Here is a 22,992-nt window from a genome sequence, read left to right as displayed (position 1 = left end):
CCGAATGCGGAGCGGTAGTTCAGTCGGTTAGAATACCGGCCTGTCACGCCGGGGGTCGCGGGTTCGAGTCCCGTCCGCTCCGCCACTAATATGAAGGCCTTCCCGAATTGGGAAGGCCTTTTTGCTATGGGCGATTTTTGCGCAGCGACTCACAGATTTGCACACCGGAGCCAACACGTAGCCCAGTCTGACGACTGGGCTATGGTGCTTTTAGAGTGTTGAATAGCCAATACTTGGCTTTTACCTGCCGGAAGAGAACTAAAAAGCCTGTTCTGCTCACCATTTTCTGGCTATATCCGAGCCTTATCAGTTATTTACTGCCATTTGAACGACCCTGCAGGTGGTCAAATCAGCCTTCTGCCGCCTGCTGGTTGCAGGGAAGTTCCATATTGACCACCCCCTCTTCCATTTGCACATCGATCTTGAAGCCAAGCCGTTTGGCGAGGTTGACCATGCCACGATTGCTGGGCATGGTCATGCCGGATAGCTGGCCAATCCCTTGCTCTTTGGCGTAACGGATGATCTTCTCCATCATCAGTTTGCCGAGGCCCACCCCTTTCAAGTCCGATCGCACCAGAATGGCAAACTCGGCATCGCTCAGGTCCGGAGTCGAGATAGCGCGTACCACGCCGAGGATCTGATCCTGCAGCTCGCCATCTTGCCCCACTGCCACGAAGGCCATCTCTCGGTCGTAATCGATCTGTGTCATGCGAGCCAGCTCTTCATGGCCCAGTTCGCCTACATCGGCGAAGAAGCGTTTGTACCTGTCTTCATCGGAGACCTGCAGCACGAACTGCTTGTGAGCCGGTTCATCTTCCGGCCGGATCGGGCGCAGCAGGATATGGCGCTGATCTTTAAGCCAGGCACCCTCCTCCAGTTCGGTAGGATAGGGGCGGATCGCCAGTCGGTTGCTGGCCGGGCTGGCGGGGTCAGCCAGCGTGAGGCTGGCATCCAGTACTACCATTTCGGCGTCGCACGCTTGTAGCGGGTGCAGGTCCAGTTCCTGAATCTCAGGAAAGGCGAGCAATAGCTCGGAGAGCTGGCAAAGCACTTGGCCCAAGGCATCGATATCCAGTCGTTCCGGCGTCGCCTGTTCGCGGATTTTACGGCTCTTGAGTGCACCGATGATCTGGTAACGGGCCAGCGCCTGATTGAGCGGCGGTAACGCTGCCACCATCTCCTGCGGTTCCGCACCAGATTCACCCAGCAGAATGACGGGGCCAAAGATGGCGTCTTGCTGGATACGTACCCGCAGCTCCAGGCCGCCGCTACGGCGAGCCATGCGCTGTACCAGCAGCCCTTCGATACGGGCGCCCGGATCATGCTGTTTGACCCTGTCCAGAATGGCATCTGCAGCTTGCGCCACTTCGGTCGAGGTGCGCAGATTGAGCACCACGCCGTGTACGGCAGACTTGTGCAGGATATCGGGCGAGCGCAGTTTTACCGCTACCGGATAGCCGATCTGCTCGGCGGTGAGGGTCGCCTCGATGGCGTCGGTGACGATCCAGGTTGGCAGGGTCGAGAGACCGGCGGCTTGTAAAATTGGGTGCACCAGATGGGTATCCAATCTTAGCTGTTTGCGCTCCTGCGCTTGGCGGATCAGCTGCTGGCACAGCTCGACATTGAGCTGGTTGCCATGTAGTGACGCCGGTGTCTCCATCAACTGCTTCTGGTTGCGGCGGTATTCCACCATGTGCATGAAGGCTGCCATGGCGCTTTCCGGTGTGCGGTAGGTCGGGAAGCCCGCTTCGGTAAAGAGTTTGCGCCCCTCCTGCGCCGAGTATTCACCCGCCCAGTTGGTGAGGATGTTGAAACGGCGCGCTCTGGGGTGCTGTTTCAGATGGGCAATAAGATGGCTGGCCAGTGGCGCGCTCGGTGCCGTGAGCGAGGGGGCGTGGATGATCAGGATGGCGTCGATACCATCCTCTTGCAACACGTTGTCCAGTGCCTCCTGATAGGTGGTGATGGTCGCATCGCTGCCGATATCGAGTGGCGGGCGAGCCAGCTTGCCGCCCCGCTCCAGCAGCACATCCACCGCCATATTGGCCAGCCCTCGGCCGTTGGAGATGATGGCGAGCCGCTCCCCCTTGAGGGTCATGGAGTGGCTGAGGGTTTCCACCGCGGCAAACAGTTCGTGGGTATCCCGTACCCGCAGCATGCCGGCACGGCGGATGGCGGCATCATAGACATTGTCGAGGCCGTGGGCCGGATCGTGGCGCCCGCTTTTTAGCACCAGGATCGGCTTGTTGCGCGAGGCTGCCCGCGCCGCCGAGAGAAAGTGGCGGGCGTCGTGCAACTTGTCCATGTAGATCAAGATGGCGCGGGTGACGCTGTCGCGGGAGAGTTGGTCCAGCAGCTGGCCGAAGTCGATATCGCAGTGATCCCCCAGGGAGATGAAGGCGGAGAAGCCCAGTTCATGCTGCTTGGCCCAATCCAGAATGGTGGTGCTGACGGCGGCGGATTGCGACAGAAAGGCGACCTGCCCCGGCTTGGCGGCAATGGGTGAAAAGCTGGCGTTAATCCCCTGGCCGGGCAGCAGCATCCCCATGCTGTTGGGGCCGAGCAGGCGAATGCCATATTGTTGGCAGACCCGTTTCAGCTCCAGCCGCTCCTCGGGGGAAAAGTCGGCGGCCAGTATGATGGCAGCCCCCGCGCCCTTTTGGCCGAGCGCTTCCAGCAATGGCAAGACTCGCTCCCGCCTGGTGCAGATGATGGCGAGATCCGGGGTCAGTGGCAGGCTGGCAATATCGGGATAGGCCAGCACGCCGGCGATGGACTTGTTGCGCGGGGTGACGGGGAGGATGGGCCCTTTGAACTGGCCTGCCAGCAGGTGGCGCACGATCACATGACCCGCCTTGAGCGGGTCGGTCGAGGCGCCGATCACGGCGATTGAGTGGGGTTTGAACAGCCGATCCAGACCGCTTGCTTTCATGGGCACTCCCGACAAAAGGGGGAAGATACCAGTCTAATACGCCTTTGCTGCGGGTTCTGTGACCGGATCCTGATCACCGTTTGTTCAGTGCATTGGCCCGCAGATAAAAGCGCAGTTCGCCTTGCACCCGACGAATGGCACCCAGGTGGCGTTCCTGCAGATAGATATCCTGCTCCCGATCGAGCGCCGTACTGGGCACGCCCATGCTTTGCAGATACTCGTCAAACAGGGTTGAACCCTTGATCTCTACCAGATGCTGTTTCATGGCTCTCCTCCCTGCGCCTTGGCGTTTGTTGATGAACGCTCAGTCTGCGATGACCTGTCGGGTTTGCCTATTGTCACTTTTGACACGAGAGCGCTCACACATCTTTCAGAGAGGGCGCCGTTGAGACGCTGGCTGGCGTTATAGTATGGCGAGGAGCACGAGGCACGGATGGTGCACAGGATGATCAGAGTTTGGTGGTGGTGCATGGCACTGTGGACGGTTGGCGTATCGGCAACCGAGCAGCCTATCCGCGCCTGGAATCTGCTGCTGGATCATCCCAACCCCGCCGTCGTCCAGTTGCTGCGCCTCTCTCTCGATCTCACCGTGCCCGAATATGGCCCTTACCAGCTGGTCTCCAGCCCGCAGATGGAGCAGGGGCGGGCGGTGAAGGAGCTGCGCAGCGGCGAGCTGGTTCAGATCGGTGTTTTTGCCCCCGATGGTGAGCGAGAACGGGAGTTGCTGGCAATCCACATTCCGCTGGCCAAGGGGCTGCTGGGATGGCGGGTGTGTCTGGTTCGGCAGGGGGATGAGGGGCGTTTTGCCGCGATCGGATCGTTGGCGGACTGGCATCGCGCCGGGCTCTCCATCGGCCAGCACAGATCCTGGCCAGACACCCAGTTGCTGCGGGCTAACGGCCTCAAGGTGACGGTGGGCAATCTTTATGAGGCGCTCTTCAACATGCTGCGCAAGAAGCGCTTTGACTGCTTCCTGCGCTCGGTCATCGAGGTCGAGGATGAGCTAAGGCAGCATCCCGATCTCGCCATCGAGCCCCGTCTGGTGTTTCGCTATCCGCTGGCGCTGCTCTTCTTTGTCTCGCCAAAATATCCGGAGCTGGCCCAGCGCATCGAGCTTGGCCTGCTGCGGGCGCGGCAGTCTGGTGCTTTTGACCGGGTCTTTGAAGAGGGATTTGGCAGCACCATTCGGCGGTTGAAACTGGATGAGCGGGTGCGCCTCGAGTTGCACAACCCCGACTTGCCGCAGCCCAGTCGCGTCATGATGGTCGATCCGGCCCTTATCTATAATCCGGTGTCAGCGCAGTGAGCCCTGATTCTGCGCGGTATCCCAGAAGGCGCGGATCAGCGGCTCCTCCAGCCGCTTCTTGAGCACCCCGATCCCCACATCAAATGGCTTGAAGGCGGGTTTGAGGTCGATGATCCGCACCTTGTCGCCGAGCGGGCTGTGGTCGATTACCGCCGCTGGCACCAATCCTACGCCACAGCCGAGCGCCACCATGGCGACGATTCCCTCGTTACCCGCCACTTCGGCATAGATGTTGGGCGCTATCCCCTTGTTGCGAAACCACTGATCGCTGCGTTTGCGGGCCAGCCCCTGCTCGGAGAGGATGACTGGCAACTGCTCCCAATCAGGTTCTCCCTGACGGAACCACTGGTTCAGTTGCGGGGCGTTGCGCGGCGCGATAAAGACCAGCGGCACCAGCTGCAGGCTGGCGAACTCCAACTTGGCGGGCAGGGCGTCGGGGCGGGCGGCGATGGCGAGATCGGCCTCGTCGGCCAGAATTTTGTCCACCGCCAGCGCCGGGTCACCGGTCTCCAGCTTGATCTCCAGCTGGGGATAGCGGCGGCGAAAGCGCTCCAGTACCTCGGGCAACAGAAAGTAACTGGCGGTGACCGAACAGAAGACCCGCAGACGACCTTGCAGCGGTTCATCGCTGCGTTTGAGCTCCTGCTTGAGCTGACGCCACTCCTGCAACAGGCCGCCGCCGAATTCGCGCAGCTTCTCGCCGGCGGGGGTGAGCCGCACCGAGCGGTTGTCCCGTTCGAACAGGGTGCAGCCTGTCTCCTGCTCCAGTCGCTGGATGGCGCGACTCAGGGTGGAGGGGCTGACCGCCATAGCATCGGCGCTTTTGCCGAAATGAAGGGAGTCGGCGAGGTGGAGAAACAGCTCGAGATTGCGAAGGTCCATCTTTCAGCTCCTGGCGCGGCTTGTGTGCCCGATATCCAGCGGTTGGCGGCTTATTTCTGCCATCTCGCGGTACATTCAGCAGGCAATTATGAAGGGTGAGCGTTTCAGTTATTGCAACGTACTATTTCGAATATATCAGTTCAGGCAATAAGTGTCCCGCGCTATAGTGGTTCAGACAACGCCGCTATCCGGCATGGAATCAATCGAACGGAGCAATCACCATGGCTAACTATTTCAACACCTTGAACCTGCGTCAGCAGTTGGCCCAGCTGGGCAAGTGTCGTTTCATGCAGCGCGAAGAGTTCGCGGACGGCTGCAACGTGCTGAAGGGCAAGAAGGTGGTGATTGTGGGCTGTGGTGCCCAGGGTCTGAACCAGGGTCTGAACATGCGTGACTCCGGGCTGGATATCTCCTACGCCCTGCGCAAGGCCGCCATCACCGAGAAGCGTGCCTCCTGGCAGAAAGCCACCGACAACGGCTTCGCGGTCGGCACCTATGAAGAGCTGATCCCGACCGCTGATCTGGTGCTGAACCTGACTCCGGACAAACAGCACTCCGACGTGGTGAAAACCGTGATGCCGCTGATGAAGCAGGGCGCCGCGCTGGGCTACTCCCACGGCTTCAACGTGGTGGAAGAGGGTCAACAGATCCGCTCCGACATCACGGTTGTGATGGTGGCGCCCAAGTGCCCGGGTACCGAAGTGCGTGAAGAGTACAAGCGTGGCTTTGGTGTGCCGACCCTGATCGCTGTTCACCCGGAAAATGACCCGAAAGGCGAAGGCATGGCCATCGCCAAGGCGTGGGCCTCTGCCACTGGCGGCGACCGTGCCGGGGTGCTGGAGTCCTCCTTCGTGGCGGAAGTGAAATCCGACCTGATGGGCGAGCAGACCATCCTCTGCGGCATGCTGCAGGCCGGTTCCCTGCTCTGCTACGACAAGCTGGTTGCCGAGGGCACAGACCCGGCCTACGCTGGCAAGCTGATCCAGTTCGGCTGGGAGACCATCACCGAAGCCCTGAAACAGGGTGGTATCAGCCTGATGATGGACCGCCTCTCCAACCCGGCCAAGCTGCGCGCCTTCGAGCTCTCCGAGCAGCTCAAGACCCTGATGCGCCCGCTGTTCGAGAAGCACATGGATGACATTATCGCCGGTGAGTTCTCCCGCGGCATGATGGCCGACTGGGCCGAAGACGATGCCAAGCTGTTCGGCTGGCGCGAAGAGACCGGCAAATCAGCCTTCGAAAATGCGCCGGCGTTTGCAGGCAAGATTGCCGAGCAGGAGTACTTCGACAATGGCGTGGTGATGGTGGCCATGGTCAAGGCGGGTGTGGAGCTTGCGTTCGAGACCATGGTGGCTTCCGGTATCTACGAGGAGTCCGCCTACTACGAATCCCTGCACGAGCTGCCGCTGATCGCCAACACAGTTGCTCGCAAGCGTCTGTACGAGATGAACGTGGTCATCTCCGATACCGCCGAGTACGGCAACTACCTGTTCGCCAACGCCGCCGTGCCCTTGCTGCGCGAGCACTTCATGCCGACCCTGAAGGCGGGTGATCTGGGTGCCAGCAAGGCGGAAGGGCAGAGCGTGGATAACCTGGCGCTGCTGGCGGCCAACGAAGCGACTCGCAACCACCCGATCGAGAAAATCGGCCAGGTACTGCGTGGTTATATGAAAGACATGAAGCGCATCGCCGTTGGCGGTTAAGCCCGCATCGGGCTGGAGGATGAAGGGGCGGGGATGACGATCCCCGTCGCCGGTCGGACTGGACACCCGCTCGGCCAGCCAGAAAACTCAGCCTGACAGTCATAAAAAAGCCCCGCTCATCGAGCGGGGCTTTTGCATTCAGAAAGGCTGGATAAATCAGGCTTTCCACGCTTTCCAGGTGTTGATCAGACCGTTGGTGGAGCAGTCGTGGCTGGTGACAGCCTCGTTGTTGCCCAGCTCCGGCAGGATCTTGTTGGCCAGCTGTTTGCCCAGCTCCACGCCCCACTGGTCGAAGCTGAAGATGTTCCAGATTGCGCCCTGTACGAAGATCTTGTGCTCGTACATGGCGATCAGGGCACCCAGGGTTTTCGGGGTCAGGCTCTTGAACAGGATGGAGTTGGTCGGGCGGTTGCCTTCGAACACCTTGAACGGCACCAGATCCTTGACCTGCTCCAGGGTTTTGCCAGCAGCCAGGAACTCGGCTTCGACCTCTTCCTTGCTCTTGCCGAAGGCCAGTGCCTCGGTCTGAGCGAAGAAGTTGGCCAGCAGTTTCGGGTGATGGTCACCGATCGGGTTGTGGCTGATGGCCGGCGCCAGGAAGTCGCAGGGGATCAGCTTGGTGCCTTGATGGATCAGCTGGTAGAAGGCGTGCTGGCCGTTGGTGCCCGGCTCACCCCAGATGATGGGGCCAGTCTGGTAGTCAACCGGCTTGCCGTTGCGATCCACGTACTTGCCGTTGGACTCCATGTTGCCCTGCTGGAAGTAGGCAGGGAAGCGGTGCATGTACTGATCGTACGGCAGAATGGCTTCGGACTCGGCACCGTAGAAGTTGTTGTACCACAGGCCGATCAGCGCCAGCAGTACCGGCACGTTCTGCTCATAGGAGGCAGTAGCGAAGTGCATGTCCATCTCGAAAGCGCCTTGCAGCAGGGCTTCGAAGTTCTCGAAACCGACAGACAGGGCGATGGGCATGCCGATGGCAGACCAGGAGGAGTAGCGGCCGCCAACCCAGTCCCAAAACTCGAACATGTTGTTGGTGTCGATGCCGAACTCGGCCACGGCCTTGCCGTTGGTGGAGAGGGCCGCGAAGTGCTTGGCAACGTGGGCCTTGTCACCGGCGATATTGATAAACCAGTCGCGGGCGGTCAGGGCGTTGGTCATGGTCTCCTGGGTGGTGAAGGTCTTGGAGGCCACCAGGAACAGGGTGGTTTCCGGATCGATCTTCTTCAGGGTCTCGGCGATGTGGGTGCCATCGACGTTGGAGACGAAGTGCATCTGCAGGTGGTTTTTGTAGGGACGCAGTGCCTCGGTGATCATCACCGGGCCGAGATCGGAGCCACCGATACCGATGTTGACCACGTGCTGGATCGCTTTACCGGTGTAGCCTTTCCACTCGCCGGAGATGATCTTCTCGCAGAAGCCCTTCATCTTGGCCAGTACGGCGTTCACTTCCGGCATCACGTCCTTGCCGTCGCACTCGATGGGGCGGTCGGAGCGGTTGCGCAGGGCCACGTGCAGTACGGAGCGCCCTTCGGTCATGTTGATCTTGTCGCCATTGAACATGGCATCGATCGCGCTGCGAAGATCGGTCTCTTTGGCCAGATCAATCAGCAACTTGAGGGTTTCTTCGGTGATCAGGTTCTTCGAGTAATCAACCAGGATGTCGCCGCCGAAGGTGAGGGAAAACTTGTCAAAGCGCTTCGGGTCCTGCGCGAACAGATCCTTGAGTCGGGTCTCTTTGTTTGCTGCAAAGTGGGCTTCCAGTGCCTGCCAGGCCTGGGTTTGGGTTGGATTGATATTTTTCATAGGATTCCTGAAATGCCAAGTTGTGTTTGAACCTTGCAGGCAAGGTCCCGCCAAACCTTATTATCCGAGCATTATAGCGAGCCGATCGGGCGGCCCGTGTAACAGATTTTTACCGATTGTCTTTTACCGCAATGGGTCACTGCCGGGAGCATACAACCAGAACATTGGGATTATGTGTCACGAAAGCAAGGCGGATCTTGCGCTTGCTCATGATTGGGGCCACCCCGATAGCCTGAAATTGTTTTCATCCGGTTGGCGTGGTTATGCATCGACATGGCCATGGGCTGGGGCCAGAAACGACAATGCCAGCCCGAAGGCTGGCATTGTCTGTTGCAGCAGAACCGCGATCACGCCTGCGGTTTTTGCATGTGCATCACCATCTGCGGGAAGGGGATCTCGATGCCTTCGGCATCAAAGGTCAGTTTCACCTTCTCGTGGAAGTCGAACCAGACACCCCAGTAGTCAGCGGTTTTCACCCAGGGGCGCACCACGATATTGACCGAGGAGTCGGCCAGCGCGGCAACGGCGATGGTGGCTGCCGGATCTTTCAGGATGCGCGGCTCTTCGCTTACCAGACGCTCGAGGATCTGTTTGGCCTTGCGCAGGTCAGAGCCGTAGCCGATGCCAAAGGTCATGTCGACGCGGCGGGTATCCATACGCGAGTAGTTGACGATGGTGCCGTTGAGGATGGCGGAGTTCGGGACTACTACCATCTTGTTGTCACCGGAGGTGAGGGTGGTGGTAAAGAGCTGAACGGACTGCACCACACCCGCGGTGCCCGCCACTTCGATAAACTCGCCCGCCTTGATGGGGCGGAAGATGATCAGCAGGAAACCGGCAGCGAAGTTGGAGAGCGAGCCTTGCAGCGCCAGACCGATGGCCAGACCGGCGGCACCGATAATGGCGACGAAGGAGGCTGTCTGCACGCCGACACGGCCCAGCGCGGCGATCACCACGAACACCAGAATGGCGTACTTGAGGATGCTGCCGACGAAGTGAGTGACGGTGGTGTCCAGCTTGCGGGCCTGCATCACCTTGACCACGCCACCGCTGATGAGGTTGGCAGCGATATAGCCGACCAGCAGGGTCAGCAGGGCGGCGGCGATATTGACGCCGTATTCGATCAGCAGTCCCTGATTATTGACCAGCCAGGTCTGCGCTTCGGTAATGATTTCGGGTTCCATAGGATGTCCTGTCAGGTTCTAAAAGGTTTATGGTGGATAAATCTAACACCGCAGCGCGACAGTACGGGTCGCATCTGGTACTTCTTTTCTGCCATAAAAACCTGACACAAAAAAGAAGGGAGGCCAAAGCCTCCCTTCTTTTTGCTAAATGATGCGAAAAAACCATCAGCTCTGCAGCAGTTGGCTGCGGATAAATTGCCACTGATCTTCGAAACCGGCGGTCGGCTTGAGCTTGAACTCGGAGCGCACGAACTGGCTGATACGGCCTTCGGTGTAGGCCAGCAGCAGATTGGCCAGCATGGTCTCGTCGAGCTGGAAGCCCTGACCCTCGCGTAGCCGCTTTTCGCGCAGTACCTGCTTGATCTGGGTCTCCAGCTTGTCAAACAGGATGCTGATGCGATCCCGCAGCCGATCGTGCTCACCCAGCAGGGCGTCGCCATTGAGGATGCGGGTGATGCCGGGATTGCGCTCGGCGAACACCAGCAGCAGCTGCAGGATGTGGTGGCAGCGCGCCATGGTGTCCTTCTCTTCCGCCATGATCAGATTGACCCGTGACAGCAGGGAATCCTCGATAAAGTCGATCAGCCCCTCGAACATCCGCGCCTTGCTGGGAAAATGTCGATAGAGGGCTGCTTCAGAGACGCCGACCTCGGCCGCCAGACGGGCCGTGGTGATGCGCTGACCCGGACTGGTTTCCAGCATATGGGCGAGCGCCTGCAGGATCTGATCGCGCCGACTCTGTTTCTGATTACTGCTTGCCATGGATTCCCCTAAAAAAAACAATGGCTTGATTCTGTTATTAAGCACCGCCCATCGGGCTGGTGTGGTCTGTTATTGGCGACCAGAAGAACCAAAACCGCCTTCACCCCGTTCGCTCTGATTGAACTCATCGACCAGTTGGAAGCTGGCCTGAACCACCGGCATGATCACCAGCTGGGCGATGCGCTCGCCGGGTTGCATGGTGAACTCATCTTTGCCGCGGTTCCAGACCGATACCATCAGCTGACCCTGGTAATCGGAATCGATGAGACCGACCAGGTTGCCCAGCACGATGCCGTGCTTATGGCCGAGACCAGAGCGGGGCAGAATGGTGGCACACAGACCCGGATCCTGGATGTGGATAGCCAGACCGGTCGGTACCAGAGTGGTATCGCCCGGAGCCAGAGTCAGCGGTGCATCCAGCAGAGCGCGCAGGTCCATGCCGGCAGAGCCGGGAGTGGCGTAGGCGGGCAGCGGGTACTCGGTACCGATACGGGCATCCAGAATCTTCAGTTCAATTTGTGTTGTCATGAATCGCTTTTTCAGTTGGATCTTGTGTTGGCGCCCCTCTTGGCAAGGCGGGGCGCCGTGAGTCTTGTTCTTTCGGGACGCTTAGCGCCGATAGTGACACGCAATCAGGGCAACCAGATGACGGGCCAGCGTCAGCTTGTCGGCCAGCGGCAGAGGCGCCTGGCCCCCTTGCCAGAACACGGTCAGGGCGTTGTCATCGGCGTTGAAGCCTTGCCCCTCGCGGGATACATCGTTGGCGGCGATCATGTCCAACCGCTTTCGCTGCAATTTATCGAGGGCGTATTGTTCCACATCCACGGTTTCGGCGGCAAATCCGACAGTGAAGGGTTTGTCTGAAAGGGCGCCGACGGCAGCAATGATGTCGGGGTTTTTCACCAGCTTCACCACCATCTGATCGTTGTCACCGCTCTTCTTGATCTTCTGGCTGGCGACCTGCTCGGGGCGATAGTCAGCAACCGCGGCACAACCGATGAAGAGGTCGCATTCTCCCACCCGGCTCATTACTGCCTGGTGCATCTGCTCGGCGCTCTCGACATCGACGCGGGTGACCCCTGCCGGAGTGGCCAGCGCCACCGGGCCGCTCACCAGCGTCACCTCGGCGCCTGCTTCACGAGCGGCGCGGGCGATGGCGTAGCCCATCTTGCCGGAGCTGTGGTTGCTGATGTAGCGCACCGGATCGAGCGCCTCGCGGGTCGGGCCGGCGGTCAGCAGCAGCTTGACGCCCGCCAGCAAGGGCTCGGCGGCCAGCTGCTGGCAGCAGCGCTCCACCAGTTCGAGGGGATCCAGCATCCGGCCCGGGCCCACATCGCCACAGGCCTGGCTGCCGGAGTCTGGCCCCCACAGCAGGACGCCGCGGCTGGCCAGGGTCTTGAGGTTGGCCTGGGTGGCTGCGTTGAGGTACATCTGCTGGTTCATGGCGGGCGCTAAGGCGACCGGTGCCGGGGTGGCCAGACAGAGGGTTGTGAGCAGTTCGTCGGCCATGCCGGCCGCCATACGGGCCATCAGGTTGGCGCTGGCGGGGGCGATCAATACCAGATCGGCCCACTTGGCCAGCTCGATATGGCCCATGCCCGCTTCGGCAGCCGGATCCAGCAGGCTGTCCGCCACCGGATGGCCGGAGACCGCCTGCAGGGTCAGCGGCGTGATGAACTCCTTGGCGGAGCGGGTCATCACCACCCGCACCTCGGCACCCTGATCTTTCAGACGGCGTACCAGCTCGGCACTCTTGTAGGCGGCGATCCCGCCGCTGACACCCAACAGGATGCGTTTATCGGCCAATCTCATCTGCTGTTTCTCTATCCGGCTCACTTTGACTGGTCGGCTAAGATACCACAGGCAGGGGATGACGACAGGGGTTGGCATCAAGGAGTGGCCGGAAGATGAACGCCCCAGAGAGAAGCTGCTGCGACAGGGGCCGACGGTGCTCAGCGATGCCGAGCTGCTTGCCATCTTCCTGCGCACCGGCGTCAATGGCCTGAGTGCGGTCGATCTCTCCCGTAACCTGTTGAATCAGTTCGGATCGCTGCGCAATCTGCTGGGCGCGGATCAGCGCGCTTTCTGCGAGGCCCACGGCCTTGGCCCGGCCAAATATGCCCAGTTACAGGCTGTGCTGGAGATGGCCAAGCGCCATCTGGCCGAGCAGCTGCAGCGGGGCGATGCCCTCACCTCGCCCCAGCTGACCCGCGACTATCTGCAGGCCCAGCTGCGGGATAGGCCGCGCGAGGTGTTTGCCCTGCTGCTGCTCGACAATCAGCACAGAGTCATTCAATTTGTTGAGCTTTTTTACGGCACAATCGATTCGGCGAGCGTCTGGCCAAGAGAAATCGTGCAGATCGCGCTCAAACATAATGCAGCCGCGGTGATTCTGGCGCATAATCACCCGTCCGGCGTCGCCGAGCCCAGTAGGGCCGACCGCCAGATCACGGATCGGATCACGGCCGCTTTGGCCCTGATCGATATCAGAGTGCTGGATCACTTGGTGATCGGTGATGGCATCACGGTTTCTTTTGCCGAGCGCGGTTGGCTATAACTGTGCTCTGGCACCGTATTAGTTGATCTTTGATCACGGATGCTGTATAAAATGCCGCCTTCTGTTTGCCCCGCAATCGAAGGCCAGCGGGGCAGATATTTGCTCGAGCAATGAAGTAAGATTTGGAGAGACTGACATGTCTAGAGTATGCCAAGTAACCGGCAAGCGCCCGGCAGTTGGTAACAACCGTTCGCACGCTAACAACGCCACCAAGCGTCGTTTCCTGCCGAACCTGCACACTCACCGTTTCTGGGTTGAGAGTGAAAAACGCTTCGTAAGCCTGCGCGTATCCGCAAAAGGCATGCGTATCATCGACAAGCGTGGCGTTGAAGTGGTTCTGGCTGAACTGCGCGCCAGCGGTGTTAAGGTATAAGGAATTAGATCATGGCTAAAGGTATTCGCGAGAAAATTCGCCTGAACTCCAGCGCCGGTACTGGTCACTTCTATACCACTACCAAAAACAAGCGCACCATGCCCGAAAAAATGGAGATCAAAAAGTTTGATCCCGTTGTTCGTCAGCATGTGATCTACAAGGAAGGCAAAATCAAGTAATTACTTGATGCTGCATTCCCAAAAACCCGGCTTCGTGCCGGGTTTTTTTATGCGCCGAATTCAGTACACTGCCGGTTCAAAGGGAGGCTTGCCATGTTCAAATTGAGCCGCAAAGGCTGGAATAACGTGATCATTGTGGTGGTGCTGATCGTGATCACCCTGTTGCATCGTATGGAGACTGCCCAGCAGGAGAACAGCGCCAAGCGGGCTCGCCCCTTGCTGCCGGATGCGGCCGTGGTGCTCACCTGGCAGGGGCCGAGCTGGCAGATTGAGCGGATCGGTCAGGGCTGGCGCAGCGTGCCGGATTTGGGGCTCGACACTGCTCAGCTGGATGCCCGTCTGGCGCGCTGGCAGAACTGGTTGCTGCCCCCCGGCGAGGTGGTGCGCGGTACCCCGGTGACCATCAAGGTGTGGATTGCCGGCCAGAACGATCCGGTCGAGATCGGCCTCTATCAGAACAGCGGCCAATATGGCGCTCAGCTGCCCTCTGGTCTCTGGCTCGCCCTCACTGCCGAGCAGTATCGCGATCTGCTGCGTCCTGCTCCCTGAGTTTCTTTTCCTTGCGAGGTGCCCATGCCCGAATTGCCAGAAGTTGAAGTCAGTCGTCAGGGGATCTCCCCCTGGCTCACCGGTATCAAGGTGACACGCGTGGTGGTGCGGGATGGCCGCCTGCGCTGGCCGATCCCCGGTGAGATTCAGGAGCTGGTGGACCTCACCATCCATCGTGTGCGTCGCCGTGCCAAATACCTGCTGCTGGAGACCGATTTCGGCACCGCCATCCTTCATCTGGGGATGTCCGGCAGCCTGCGTGTACTGGATATCGGCACCCCGGCCGAGAAGCACGACCACGTGGATATCGAGCTGGAGAATGGCAAGCTGCTGCGGCTCAACGATCCGCGCCGCTTCGGCGCCCTGCTCTGGACTCGCGAACCGGCCGAAGCCCATGCGCTGCTCGCCAAGCTGGGGCCCGAGCCGCTCACCGATGCCTTCAGTGCTGATTACCTGCGTGAGCGCGCCAAGGGACGCAGCACCGCCATCAAACAGTTCCTGATGGACAATCAGGTGGTGGTCGGGGTGGGCAACATCTACGCCAACGAGGCGCTCTATGCTGCCGGCATTCACCCCAAACGGGCGGCGGGCAATATCAGTGCCGAGCGGCTGGGAACCCTGGTGGCCGAGATCAAGCGCGTGTTGGCCGAGGCGATTCGCCAGGGCGGCACTACTCTCAAGGATTTCACCAGCGCCGATGGCAAGCCGGGCTATTTCGTGCAGCAGTTGCAGGTTTACGGCCGTGGCGGCCAGCCCTGTTTCCACTGCCACACCCTGCTGACCGAGACAAGAATGGGCCAGCGCACCACGGTTTTTTGCAGTCATTGCCAGCGCTGAGCGCATTTTTTGCCCCGATCCGGGGGAAGTTGTAACAGCGTATTTCCACTCTGTTGAAGATTTGCACAGCTGTCACTAGTATCCCGACCGTTCAGGCGGTTTGAGAATATAAAAATGACAGTTAAATCAATAGACTGGGAATATTTATCCCGGCAGGAGCGCTATTGCGCAAAATCCATGGCCCGCTTCCTCTATCCCGAGGGATGTGACCGGAAAACCTTCAATCGCGGCAAGTTCGTGCTGCGCAGCCTGCTCTATCGCAAGTCGCTGAGCCGGGTCTTCAGCCTGTTTCAGTGCGACTCGCTCAAGGCACTGCCAGCGGTCTATCCCGAGCTGCTCGACAAGCCGATGCGTCCCTATCGCTTCGCCTGTGCCAGCGCCCGTGAGCGGGCCGAGATGCTGGAAAATCACTATCGGTTGCTGCTGGAGTGCTACCCGCAGCTGATCGACCCCCTCTATCTGGGCGAGGGGATCGAACTTGGGCACTATCCCCAGAGCGGCTGCCGCATTCTGATGCGCCACGATGGCACCTTCCGCCGCGAGGCCGAGCTGGCGCTCTCCATCGTCAACGGCGAGGGGCAGCGCCTCTACAGCTGCGCCTTTTCGCTGGCGGGTAGCGTGGATCGTTTGATTCTGATGATCGGCTCCATGCAGGGGCCGGAGCCTGCGGTCGACAATGCCCAGGATCGGGTGCGCGAGCTGACCAAAGAGGGGCACGGCCTGCGGCCCAAATCCCTGCTGGTGCAGCTGGTGTTGCAACTGGCGCAGGCCATGGGGGCGGCAGAGGTGCTGGCGGTGCGCAAGCGGGCCCACGTGTTTCAGGCCAAGCGCTACAGCAGCAAGCAGAAAGCCAATTTGCAGGCCGATTATGACGAGCTGTGGCAGGAGTTCGACGCCCGGGATGTGGATGCCAACTTCGTCGCCCTGCAAGCCCAGCCGCGCAAGCCGCTGGAGGAGATCGCCTCCAAGAAGCGGGCCATGTACCGGCGCCGCTACGAGTGGCTCGATCTGCTGGTGCAGGAGATGAATGAGCGGTTTGCCCGTCAGTAACCGGCAAGCAGGCTGGCCTCTCCATGCGAGAGAGATACAACAAGGGCTACCCGTGGGTAGCCCTTGTTCGTAGTTGCCGTTGGGAATGGCGAGTATGGAAGGAGATCACCCTTTCTGTTTGGCTGCGATGGCCTGGGCCACCACGGGATCGACAAACTGACGAATGTCGCCACCGTGCAGCGCCACCTCTTTCACCAGAGTGGAGGAGATAAAGGAGTTCTCCTCCGCCGGGGTGAGGAAGACGCTTTCCAGCTCAGGCATCAGGCGGCGGTTCATGTTGGCCAGCTGGAACTCGTACTCGAAGTCGGAGACGGCGCGCAGGCCGCGGATCAGCACGTTGGCCTGATGCTCTTTGGCGAAATCGACCAGCAGACCGGAGAAGCCCACCACCTTGACGTTGGGAAGCGTGCTGGTCACTTGCTGGACAAGCTGGACACGTTCTGCCAGATCGAACAGCGGGCGCTTGCTCGGGCTGTTGGCGACCCCGACCACCACCTCGTCAAACAGCTTGGCGGCCCGGCCGATCAGATCGGCGTGGCCATTGGTAACGGGATCAAAAGTCCCGGGATAAATTACCCTGGTAGTCATCTTTGCGGTCCTGCAACCTGGAAATTTGGTCGCATTATAAGGTCGTCGCTTGAGAATAGCAGTGCATCAGGCAAGAATACGCCATCGCGCATCAAGCCTCCTTGCATTGGTGACAGGGAGCAAAGGGATTTTTTATGAAACGTATTCTGGTCGTTCGCAATGACAAGATTGGTGACTTCATGCTGGCGTGGCCTAGCTTCGCCATGCTCAAAGGCTCCATGGAGTGTCATGTGACTGCCCTGGTTCCGGCCTACACGGCGCCGCTGGCCCGGCTCTGCCCCTGGATTGACGAGGTGATCATCGATCCGGGCGTGCGGGCCGACAAGGAGCAACAGCGAGTGCTGCTGGCGCGGATCAAGGCGGCGGCGTTCGACGCGTCCATCTGCCTCTTCTCCAACTCCCGCAACGCCATGCTGGTGTGGAAGGCGCACATCCCTTACCGGCTGGCCCCGGCGACCAAGCTGGCGCAGGTGCTCTACAACCAGCGACTGGTGCAGCGTCGCTCCCGCTCCCAGAAGCCGGAGTCCGAGTACAACCTGGAGCTGATCCGCCGCTTCCTGGCCGATCAGCAGGTGGCCGTGGTGGAGCCCAAGACCCCCTTCCTGCAGTTCGATGACGAGACCTTGCTACAGGTGCGCGAGCAGTTGGCACTCAAGCTCAAGCTCGATGCCAGCCGCCCCTGGCTGATGGTACACGCCGGCAGCGGCGGTTCGGCCAACAACCTCTCCATCGAGCAGTACGCCCGCATCATCATCAAGCTCAATCAGGCCTGCCCCGAGCTGCAGTGTGTGCTGACCGCCGGCCCGGGCGAGGAGAAGATGGCCGAACAGCTGGCGGCCGAGTTGCTGGCCCACGGTGGCAACGGCTGGATCTACCGCTCCAGCGATGGTCTGCCGATGTTCTGTCAGGTGCTGGCTAACGCCGCCCTGTTCGTGGCAGGCAGTACCGGCCCGCTCCATATCGCCGGCGCGCTCGATGTGCCGACCATCGGCTTCTTCCCGATGCGCCGCTCCGCCACTCCGCTGCGCTGGAAGCCCCTCAACAGCGAAGGGCGTCACCTCGCCTTCAGCCCTCCGGAGGATAGCGACCATCCTGAGGATATGAGTCAACTCGATCCCAAGACCATGGTGCCGGTGATGGCCCGCTGGGCGGCGCCTTTCTGGCGCAAATAACGTATGCAGCAATGCAAACAGGGCCCCGCGGGGCCCTGTTTCGTATGACGGTTATTCCGGCTGCTGCGGTTGCTGGCGCACCCAGAGGTCGGCGTATTTGACGAAGGTAGAGTGGGCGGAGAGGATCGCCAGCAGCAGCCCCTGCTTGCCATCGAGGAAACCCGCTTTGAGCAGGTACATCTTGAGGAAGCAGCCGACAGCGTGGATCAGCCCCTGACTGAGAGAGCCCTTCTTGCCGCGGGCGGTGCGCTGGTCGGCCCAGGCGCGGGCATAACCGGCGGATTTCACCAGATAGTGCTCCAGATCCCGATAGGTGAAGTGGAGCAGGTCGCCATGAATGTTGACGATCTTCATGTTGGCCCGCACTTCTACCTTTTCGTGAACCAGCGCCTCGTTATAGCTGGTGAGCGCCTTGGGATAGAGACGCAGCACCCGATCCGGATACCAGCCGCTGTGACGGATAAAGCGGCCAAACACCCAGGAGAGGCGCGGGATCGAGTAGATGGTATCGCTGGCCGGATTGGCCATCACGTTGGCGATGGCGGTTTTCAGCTCGGGGGTGAGCCGCTCGTCGGCATCCAGCCACAGCACCCAGTCGGATTGCACGTGGGATTGGGCCAGTCGGCGCTGTTTGCCAAAGCCCGGCCACTTGGCGTTGACGAAGAAGCGGGCCCCAAATTCGGCGGCAATGGCCGGGGTCTCGTCCTGGCTGCCGGAGTCCAGAATGACGATCTCGTCCACCAGTCCGTCGAGGGAGACGAGGCACTTGCGCAGGTTGTCGGCTTCATTCTTGACGATCAGAACGGCAGCCAGAGTCGGTTTTTTCACGAATGTGGGCTCACGGTTATTGCCCGGCTGGCGGGTCGAATGCGTATTGATGGGCCATTCTAACGGAAAAACGGGTCAAAGAGAGAGCCGCCATTGCCCGTTTCTATCAGCTGTTTGCCTGTCTCGTCTCGTCCGGTTGGAAGCGGGGCACCGCTGGAAAAATGGGGTGACGGCAGCGTCTGCCAAGGATCTTCTGTTATTTATCCAGTCATTCTTGGGGCATAATCTCGCCCAGTGATGATTAACAGCCGGGCCAGTCCCGAGAGAAGACGCGTGATGAAAATATTGGTGATCGGCCCCTCCTGGGTCGGCGATATGGTGATGTCCCAGAGCCTCTACAAGGCGATCAAGGCCAACCATCCGGAGTGCGAACTGCACGTGATGGCCCCCGCCTGGTGCTGCGCCCTGCTGGAGCGGATGCCGGAGGTGGACAAGGCGATCACCATGCCCCTTGGCCACGGTGACTTCAAACTGGTGGCGCGCCGCCGCCTCGGCAAGCAGCTGGCGGCGGAGAAGTACGATCAGGCCATCGTCCAGCCCAACTCCATGAAGTCGGCGCTGATCCCCTGGTTTGCCCGCATTCCGGTCCGTACCGGCTGGAAGGGCGAGAGCCGCTACGGCCTGCTCAACGACCTGCGCAGCAACAAGTCCGCCTTCCCGCTGATGGTGGAGGGCTATCTGGCGCTCGCTTATCCCAAGGAGCAGATGAAGAGTCGGGCCGATATCCCGACCATTCCGCATCCGGCGCTCCATGTCGATCTGATAAACCAGAGCAAGGCGCTGGAGCGACTGGGGCTGGATCGCGCCCGCCCGGTGCTGGTGCTCTGTCCCGGTGCCGAGTTCGGCCCGGCCAAGCGCTGGCCGGAAGGGCACTACGCCGTGGTGGCCCAACAGCATCTGGACGAGGGGTGGCAGGTGTGGATCTTCGGTTCCAACAAGGATGTGCCGGTGGCCAATACCATCCGGGATCGGGTCAATCTGCTGACTCGCCCCAACTGCCACGTGCTGGCGGGCAAGACCAGCCTGCACGAGGCGATCGATCTGATGGCGCTAGCCAGCCGGGTCATCTCCAACGACTCCGGCCTGATGCACATCGCCGCCGCCCTCAACCGGCCGCTGGTGGGTGTCTATGGCTCCACCTCGCCTCTCTACACCCCGCCGCTGGCGGATCGGGTCGAGATCGTCCACACCGACATCGCGTGTCGCCCCTGCTTCAAGCGCACCTGCAAGTTCGGCCATCTCAAGTGCCTGATCGATCTGGCGCCGGAGCAGGTGGTCGATGCCTGCAAGAAGCTGGAGCAGAGCCAGTAAGATGCCCTACCGTCTGCTCTACAACCTGCTGATCCACTTGGGATTGCCGCTGGCGCTGCTGGCCCTCTACAAGCCGAAGAAAGGCAAGCCCGGCTTTGGCAAGCGCTGGGCCGAGCATCTTGGCCGACTGCCCGCCACCGGACAGGATGCACCACTGTGGATCCATGCGGTGAGCGTGGGGGAGACGCTGGCCATCACGCCGCTTATTCGCGCCCTCAAGGCGGAGCGGCCCGATCTGCCGATCCTGCTCACCACTACCACCCGCACCGGTGCCGATCAGGCTGCCAAGCTGGGGGATCTGGTGATCCATCGCTACGCGCCGCTCGACTACCCCTGGGCCATTGCCGCCTTTCTCGACACCTTCAAGCCGCGCGCGCTCTGGGTGATGGAGACCGAGCTGTGGCCGAACTGGCTGGCCGCCTGTGAGGCGCGCCACCTACCGGTGACCATCATCAACGCCCGCCTCTCCGAGCGATCCTGCCAGCGTTATGCCCGCTTCCACGGCGCCTTCGACGCCCTGAGCCGGCCGCTGACCCATCTGCTCTGCCAGCATCAGGATGATGCCGACCGCTTCGCCCGCCTCGGCATCGATCGTTCGCGGCTGGCGGTGACCGGCTCCATCAAGTTCGACATCCAGTTTGGTGACGAGGTGCAGGCCAAAGGTCGTGCCCTGCGCCAGCAGCTGGGGGCGGATCGGCCGGTCTGGATCGCCGCCAGTACCCATCAGGGTGAGGATGAGCAGGTGCTGGCCGCCTTCGATCTGCTGCTCAAACGCCATCCCGACGCGCTGCTCATTCTGGTGCCACGCCACCCCGAGCGGTTCGACCGGGTGGCCGAGCAGTGTGCCCCTTACGGCTGCGTGCGGCGCACTGATGGTGCTGCGGTGAGTGCGGAGGATAAGGTCTATCTCGGCGATACCATGGGCGAGCTGCCGCTGATGCTGTCGGCGGCCGATGTGGCCTTCGTCGGCGGCAGTCTGGTGAAGATCGGCGGTCACAACCTGCTGGAGCCGGCAGCCCTCGGCAAGCCTTGCCTGACCGGGCCCGCCTACTTCAACTTCAGCGACATCACTCGCCAGCTGGTGGCTCAGGGTGGCGCAGCCATCGTGGCCGATGCTGCCGAGCTGGGCGAGCGGGTGAGCCAGCTGTTTGCCGACGGCAACGCCCGCCGCGAGATGGGGGAGCAGGCCCGCGCCGTGGTGCTGCGCAATCAGGGAGCCCTGGCGCGCACCCTCTCTCATTGCCTCACCGCGTTGGAGAACGACTGAGTGTCAGCCTTTCATACAGTCCGGCCATAAAAAAACGGAGCGCGATGCGCTCCGTTTTGTTTTTGGCGGTGGCCGGGATTAGCGAACGATCAGCCCCAGCAGGATGCCGACCACACCGAAGTCGGAGTCGCTGAAGGTGGTGTTGGCGAAGCCGAGGTCGCCCAGTACCGGCAGCAGGAACACCGGCAGAATGGTGAGCAGCAGCAGGCCGTTGGCGAAGGAGCCCAAAATGGCGCCACGACGACCACCGGTGGCGTTGCCGAAGACTCCGGCAGCGGCGCCGACGAAGAAGTGCGGTACCACGCCCGGGATGATGACGGTCAGGCCCATGGCGTAGAGCAGCGCCATCCCCACCAGGCCGGCGGCAAAGCTCGACAGGAAGCCGATCAGTACGGCGTTGGGGGCGTAGGGGAAGACGATGGGGCAGTCGAGCGCCGGCTTGGCGTTCGGCACCAGCTTGTCGGAGATCCCCTTGAAGGCCGGTACGATCTCGGCGATGACCATCCGCACACCCTGCAGGATGACGTAGACACCGGCGGCGAAGGTGATGGACTGCATCAGGGAGAACATGAACCAGTGCTTGCCCTTGGCGACGCTGGAGACAAACTCGGGGCCGGCGAAGGCGGAGGTCACCAGGAAGATGATGCCCATGGTGAAGGAGATGGCCACCGGGGTATCGCGCAGGAACAGCAAGCTCTTCGGTACCTGCACATCTTCGCAGCTGTGGGCCTTGTTGCCGAACTTGGCGCCGATCAGGGCGGAGAGCACGTAGGAGCAGGTGGAGAAGTGGCCCAGCGCCACGTCATCGGAGCCGGTGATCTGCTTCATGAAGGGGTGGGCGATGGCCGGGAAGAAGACCATGGCGACACCGACCACCAGACTGCCCACCGCGATCAGCGGCACACCGCTCATGCCGCCGGCAGAGAGGATCACCGCCACCATCATCGACATGAACAGGGTGTGGTGACCGGTCAGGAAGATAAATTTCCACGGGGTCAGGCGGGCGATCAGGATATTCACCAGCATGGCGAAGAACATGATCATCGCCATCTCCTTGCCAAACGAGGTCTGGGCGATGGAGACGATGGCTTCGTTGTTGGGGACGACCCCCTTGATGCCGAAGGCATGCTGGAAGATGACGGCAAAGTCACCCAGCGAGTTGATCACCAGGGTGGCACCGGCCCCCAGAATGACGAAACCCATGATGGTCTTGACCGTGCCCTTGATGCACTCGGTCACCGGTTTCTTCTGGGCAATCAGGCCGATAAGCGCGATCAGGCCGACCAGCACGGCGGGCTCGGACAGCACGTCAAACATCAGAAAGTTGAAAAATTCCATGGTCAGCTCCTGGCAATGGAAGATGCGGCCCGCAGGCCGCATGAAGGATCCTTAGAGGGCGCCCAGTTCGCGCAGGGCGGTGGCGAGCTTCTCTTTCATCGCGGCCTTGTCGACCATGTTGTCGAGGGCCACCAGACGGCCGTTGACCCCCATGGATTGCAGCTGCTCGGCGATGTCGCGGGTGGCGACAAAGATCTCGGCGGTTTCGCTGCCGGCGGAGGCCAGATCGCGGTGATCCACCTCGGCGGTGACAGCCAGCTCTTTCAGGATGCTCTTGATGCTCATCTCCATCATCAGGCTGGTGCCCAGACCGTGACCGCATACAACCAGAATTTTCATTGTCTCTTCCTCTGTCAGGTGCGCCGTGG

At 60.9% G+C, this 22,992-nt stretch carries 23 protein-coding genes and 1 tRNA gene; 12 read left to right on the top strand and 12 right to left on the bottom strand.

Translation table 11 applies throughout. From position 1 onward, the window contains the following. Positions 1-8: 8 nt before the first annotated feature. Positions 9-85, top strand: a tRNA-Asp gene (locus tag ACB042_RS19520). Positions 86-349: 264 nt separating this feature from the next. On the opposite strand, the gene ACB042_RS19515 is transcribed toward ACB042_RS19520, so the two are convergent. Together ACB042_RS19515 and ACB042_RS19510 are read right to left on the bottom strand one after the other, a co-directional pair. Beyond that, positions 350-2,932 carry a GNAT family N-acetyltransferase gene (locus tag ACB042_RS19515; RefSeq protein ID WP_371178960.1) on the bottom strand — a complete coding sequence of 861 codons (2,583 nt, stop codon included), beginning with the start codon at positions 2,930-2,932 and terminating at the stop codon, positions 350-352. Positions 2,933-3,005: 73 nt separating this feature from the next. Beyond that, positions 3,006-3,197 (bottom strand): hypothetical protein, encoded by a 192-nt coding sequence (locus ACB042_RS19510; protein ID WP_005339486.1) that lies wholly within the window; start codon positions 3,195-3,197, stop codon positions 3,006-3,008. Between the two features lie 180 nt (positions 3,198-3,377). Between ACB042_RS19510 and ACB042_RS19505 the strand changes: the two genes are divergently transcribed. Continuing rightward, positions 3,378-4,238, top strand: coding sequence for a hypothetical protein (locus ACB042_RS19505; protein WP_371178959.1), 861 nt, complete (start codon positions 3,378-3,380; stop codon positions 4,236-4,238). Here the strand turns inward: ACB042_RS19505 and ilvY are convergent. Beyond that, complete coding sequence (gene ilvY / locus ACB042_RS19500) at positions 4,227-5,120, bottom strand: HTH-type transcriptional activator IlvY (protein ID WP_110304577.1); 894 nt, start codon at positions 5,118-5,120, stop codon at positions 4,227-4,229. The genes ACB042_RS19505 and ilvY overlap by 12 nt on opposite strands. A gap of 221 nt (positions 5,121-5,341) precedes the next feature. On the opposite strand from ilvY, the gene ilvC reads away from it, so the two are divergent. Beyond that, entirely contained in the window at positions 5,342-6,823 is a 1,482-nt protein-coding gene (gene ilvC, locus ACB042_RS19495) for a ketol-acid reductoisomerase (protein ID WP_041210772.1), read from the top strand. Between the two features lie 156 nt (positions 6,824-6,979). On the opposite strand, the gene pgi is transcribed toward ilvC, so the two are convergent. The 5 genes from pgi to coaBC all read right to left on the bottom strand — a co-directional run bounded on the left by pgi (position 6,980) and on the right by coaBC (position 12,387). Next, on the bottom strand, positions 6,980-8,629 hold the full coding sequence (gene pgi, locus ACB042_RS19490; protein ID WP_123174042.1) for a glucose-6-phosphate isomerase: 1,650 nt from the start codon (positions 8,627-8,629) through the stop codon (positions 6,980-6,982). Between the two features lie 347 nt (positions 8,630-8,976). Beyond that, on the bottom strand, positions 8,977-9,813 hold the full coding sequence (locus ACB042_RS19485; RefSeq protein WP_005339493.1) for a mechanosensitive ion channel domain-containing protein: 837 nt from the start codon (positions 9,811-9,813) through the stop codon (positions 8,977-8,979). Between the two features lie 165 nt (positions 9,814-9,978). Further along, positions 9,979-10,575, bottom strand: coding sequence for a nucleoid occlusion factor SlmA (slmA, locus tag ACB042_RS19480; RefSeq protein WP_005339495.1), 597 nt, complete (start codon positions 10,573-10,575; stop codon positions 9,979-9,981). A gap of 69 nt (positions 10,576-10,644) precedes the next feature. Continuing rightward, a complete protein-coding gene (gene dut / locus ACB042_RS19475) occupies positions 10,645-11,103 on the bottom strand; it encodes a dUTP diphosphatase (protein ID WP_005339498.1) in 459 nt (152 codons plus the stop codon). Between the two features lie 81 nt (positions 11,104-11,184). Beyond that, positions 11,185-12,387, bottom strand: a complete 1,203-nt coding sequence (gene coaBC / locus ACB042_RS19470) for a bifunctional phosphopantothenoylcysteine decarboxylase/phosphopantothenate--cysteine ligase CoaBC (protein WP_042030379.1) — start codon at positions 12,385-12,387, stop codon at positions 11,185-11,187. Between the two features lie 58 nt (positions 12,388-12,445). Between coaBC and radC the strand changes: the two genes are divergently transcribed. The 6 genes from radC (at position 12,446) to ACB042_RS19440 (ending at position 16,120) form a co-directional block, all read left to right on the top strand. Then, complete coding sequence (gene radC / locus ACB042_RS19465; RefSeq protein ID WP_371178958.1) at positions 12,446-13,132, top strand: DNA repair protein RadC; 687 nt, start codon at positions 12,446-12,448, stop codon at positions 13,130-13,132. A 136-nt stretch (positions 13,133-13,268) separates the two neighbouring features. Next, on the top strand, positions 13,269-13,505 hold the full coding sequence (gene rpmB, locus ACB042_RS19460; protein WP_005307492.1) for a 50S ribosomal protein L28: 237 nt from the start codon (positions 13,269-13,271) through the stop codon (positions 13,503-13,505). Between the two features lie 11 nt (positions 13,506-13,516). Further along, positions 13,517-13,684 (top strand): 50S ribosomal protein L33, encoded by a 168-nt coding sequence (gene rpmG, locus ACB042_RS19455; RefSeq protein WP_005307500.1) that lies wholly within the window; start codon positions 13,517-13,519, stop codon positions 13,682-13,684. 93 nt (positions 13,685-13,777) lie between these two features. Then, entirely contained in the window at positions 13,778-14,233 is a 456-nt protein-coding gene (locus tag ACB042_RS19450) for a hypothetical protein (protein WP_371178957.1), read from the top strand. Between the two features lie 24 nt (positions 14,234-14,257). After that, the gene (gene mutM, locus ACB042_RS19445; protein WP_021231536.1) at positions 14,258-15,070 is read left to right on the top strand and encodes a bifunctional DNA-formamidopyrimidine glycosylase/DNA-(apurinic or apyrimidinic site) lyase; all 813 of its coding nucleotides are present in this window, start codon (positions 14,258-14,260) and stop codon (positions 15,068-15,070) included. 114 nt (positions 15,071-15,184) lie between these two features. Next, positions 15,185-16,120, top strand: coding sequence for a VirK/YbjX family protein (locus ACB042_RS19440; RefSeq protein ID WP_236368483.1), 936 nt, complete (start codon positions 15,185-15,187; stop codon positions 16,118-16,120). Positions 16,121-16,225: 105 nt separating this feature from the next. Here the strand turns inward: ACB042_RS19440 and coaD are convergent, their stop codons facing one another. Then, positions 16,226-16,708 carry a pantetheine-phosphate adenylyltransferase gene (gene coaD, locus ACB042_RS19435; protein WP_040069411.1) on the bottom strand — a complete coding sequence of 161 codons (483 nt, stop codon included), beginning with the start codon at positions 16,706-16,708 and terminating at the stop codon, positions 16,226-16,228. A gap of 134 nt (positions 16,709-16,842) precedes the next feature. On the opposite strand from coaD, the gene ACB042_RS19430 reads away from it, so the two are divergent. Further along, the gene (locus tag ACB042_RS19430) at positions 16,843-17,880 is read left to right on the top strand and encodes a glycosyltransferase family 9 protein (protein WP_371178956.1); all 1,038 of its coding nucleotides are present in this window, start codon (positions 16,843-16,845) and stop codon (positions 17,878-17,880) included. A gap of 51 nt (positions 17,881-17,931) precedes the next feature. Here the strand turns inward: ACB042_RS19430 and ACB042_RS19425 are convergent, their stop codons facing one another. Further along, a complete protein-coding gene (locus ACB042_RS19425) occupies positions 17,932-18,708 on the bottom strand; it encodes a glycosyltransferase family 2 protein (protein WP_371178955.1) in 777 nt (258 codons plus the stop codon). 276 nt (positions 18,709-18,984) lie between these two features. Here ACB042_RS19425 and waaF point away from each other — a divergent pair, with 276 nt between their 5' ends. Further along, positions 18,985-20,019 (top strand): lipopolysaccharide heptosyltransferase II, encoded by a 1,035-nt coding sequence (gene waaF / locus ACB042_RS19420; RefSeq protein ID WP_371178954.1) that lies wholly within the window; start codon positions 18,985-18,987, stop codon positions 20,017-20,019. 1 nt (position 20,020) lies between these two features. Next, a complete protein-coding gene (gene waaA, locus ACB042_RS19415; RefSeq protein WP_371178953.1) occupies positions 20,021-21,286 on the top strand; it encodes a lipid IV(A) 3-deoxy-D-manno-octulosonic acid transferase in 1,266 nt (421 codons plus the stop codon). A gap of 78 nt (positions 21,287-21,364) precedes the next feature. Here the strand turns inward: waaA and ACB042_RS19410 are convergent, their stop codons facing one another. Beyond that, positions 21,365-22,624: a PTS ascorbate transporter subunit IIC gene (locus ACB042_RS19410; protein WP_005357405.1), complete on the bottom strand. Its 1,260-nt coding sequence runs from the start codon at positions 22,622-22,624 to the stop codon at positions 21,365-21,367. A gap of 51 nt (positions 22,625-22,675) precedes the next feature. Beyond that, positions 22,676-22,963, bottom strand: a complete 288-nt coding sequence (locus ACB042_RS19405) for a PTS sugar transporter subunit IIB (protein WP_005356014.1) — start codon at positions 22,961-22,963, stop codon at positions 22,676-22,678. Positions 22,964-22,992 lie beyond the last annotated feature (29 nt).

It is taken from the genome of Aeromonas sp. S13(2024), assembly GCF_041402405.1.
Taxonomy (GTDB): Bacteria; Pseudomonadota; Gammaproteobacteria; order Enterobacterales; family Aeromonadaceae; genus Aeromonas; species Aeromonas veronii.
This window is presented reverse-complemented; position numbering and strand designations above follow the sequence as displayed.

Excerpts from the sequence above, each read along its gene's own strand:
- waaA (WP_371178953.1), top strand. The coding sequence starts at position 20,021 with ATGCCCTACCGTCTGCTCTACAACCTGCTGATCCACTTGGGATTGCCG.
- ACB042_RS19405 (WP_005356014.1), bottom strand. The coding sequence starts at position 22,963 with ATGAAAATTCTGGTTGTATGCGGTCACGGTCTGGGCACCAGCCTGATG.
- coaD (WP_040069411.1), bottom strand. The coding sequence starts at position 16,708 with ATGACTACCAGGGTAATTTATCCCGGGACTTTTGATCCCGTTACCAAT.
- ACB042_RS19410 (WP_005357405.1), bottom strand. The coding sequence starts at position 22,624 with ATGGAATTTTTCAACTTTCTGATGTTTGACGTGCTGTCCGAGCCCGCC.
- rpmB (WP_005307492.1), top strand. The coding sequence starts at position 13,269 with ATGTCTAGAGTATGCCAAGTAACCGGCAAGCGCCCGGCAGTTGGTAAC.
- ilvC (WP_041210772.1), top strand. The coding sequence starts at position 5,342 with ATGGCTAACTATTTCAACACCTTGAACCTGCGTCAGCAGTTGGCCCAG.
- ACB042_RS19515 (WP_371178960.1), bottom strand. The coding sequence starts at position 2,932 with ATGAAAGCAAGCGGTCTGGATCGGCTGTTCAAACCCCACTCAATCGCC.
- ACB042_RS19485 (WP_005339493.1), bottom strand. The coding sequence starts at position 9,813 with ATGGAACCCGAAATCATTACCGAAGCGCAGACCTGGCTGGTCAATAAT.
- slmA (WP_005339495.1), bottom strand. The coding sequence starts at position 10,575 with ATGGCAAGCAGTAATCAGAAACAGAGTCGGCGCGATCAGATCCTGCAG.
- ACB042_RS19450 (WP_371178957.1), top strand. The coding sequence starts at position 13,778 with ATGTTCAAATTGAGCCGCAAAGGCTGGAATAACGTGATCATTGTGGTG.
- ilvY (WP_110304577.1), bottom strand. The coding sequence starts at position 5,120 with ATGGACCTTCGCAATCTCGAGCTGTTTCTCCACCTCGCCGACTCCCTT.
- rpmG (WP_005307500.1), top strand. The coding sequence starts at position 13,517 with ATGGCTAAAGGTATTCGCGAGAAAATTCGCCTGAACTCCAGCGCCGGT.
- dut (WP_005339498.1), bottom strand. The coding sequence starts at position 11,103 with ATGACAACACAAATTGAACTGAAGATTCTGGATGCCCGTATCGGTACC.
- waaF (WP_371178954.1), top strand. The coding sequence starts at position 18,985 with ATGAAAATATTGGTGATCGGCCCCTCCTGGGTCGGCGATATGGTGATG.
- pgi (WP_123174042.1), bottom strand. The coding sequence starts at position 8,629 with ATGAAAAATATCAATCCAACCCAAACCCAGGCCTGGCAGGCACTGGAA.
- mutM (WP_021231536.1), top strand. The coding sequence starts at position 14,258 with ATGCCCGAATTGCCAGAAGTTGAAGTCAGTCGTCAGGGGATCTCCCCC.
- ACB042_RS19510 (WP_005339486.1), bottom strand. The coding sequence starts at position 3,197 with ATGAAACAGCATCTGGTAGAGATCAAGGGTTCAACCCTGTTTGACGAG.
- coaBC (WP_042030379.1), bottom strand. The coding sequence starts at position 12,387 with ATGAGATTGGCCGATAAACGCATCCTGTTGGGTGTCAGCGGCGGGATC.
- radC (WP_371178958.1), top strand. The coding sequence starts at position 12,446 with ATGACGACAGGGGTTGGCATCAAGGAGTGGCCGGAAGATGAACGCCCC.
- ACB042_RS19440 (WP_236368483.1), top strand. The coding sequence starts at position 15,185 with ATGACAGTTAAATCAATAGACTGGGAATATTTATCCCGGCAGGAGCGC.
- ACB042_RS19430 (WP_371178956.1), top strand. The coding sequence starts at position 16,843 with ATGAAACGTATTCTGGTCGTTCGCAATGACAAGATTGGTGACTTCATG.
- ACB042_RS19505 (WP_371178959.1), top strand. The coding sequence starts at position 3,378 with ATGATCAGAGTTTGGTGGTGGTGCATGGCACTGTGGACGGTTGGCGTA.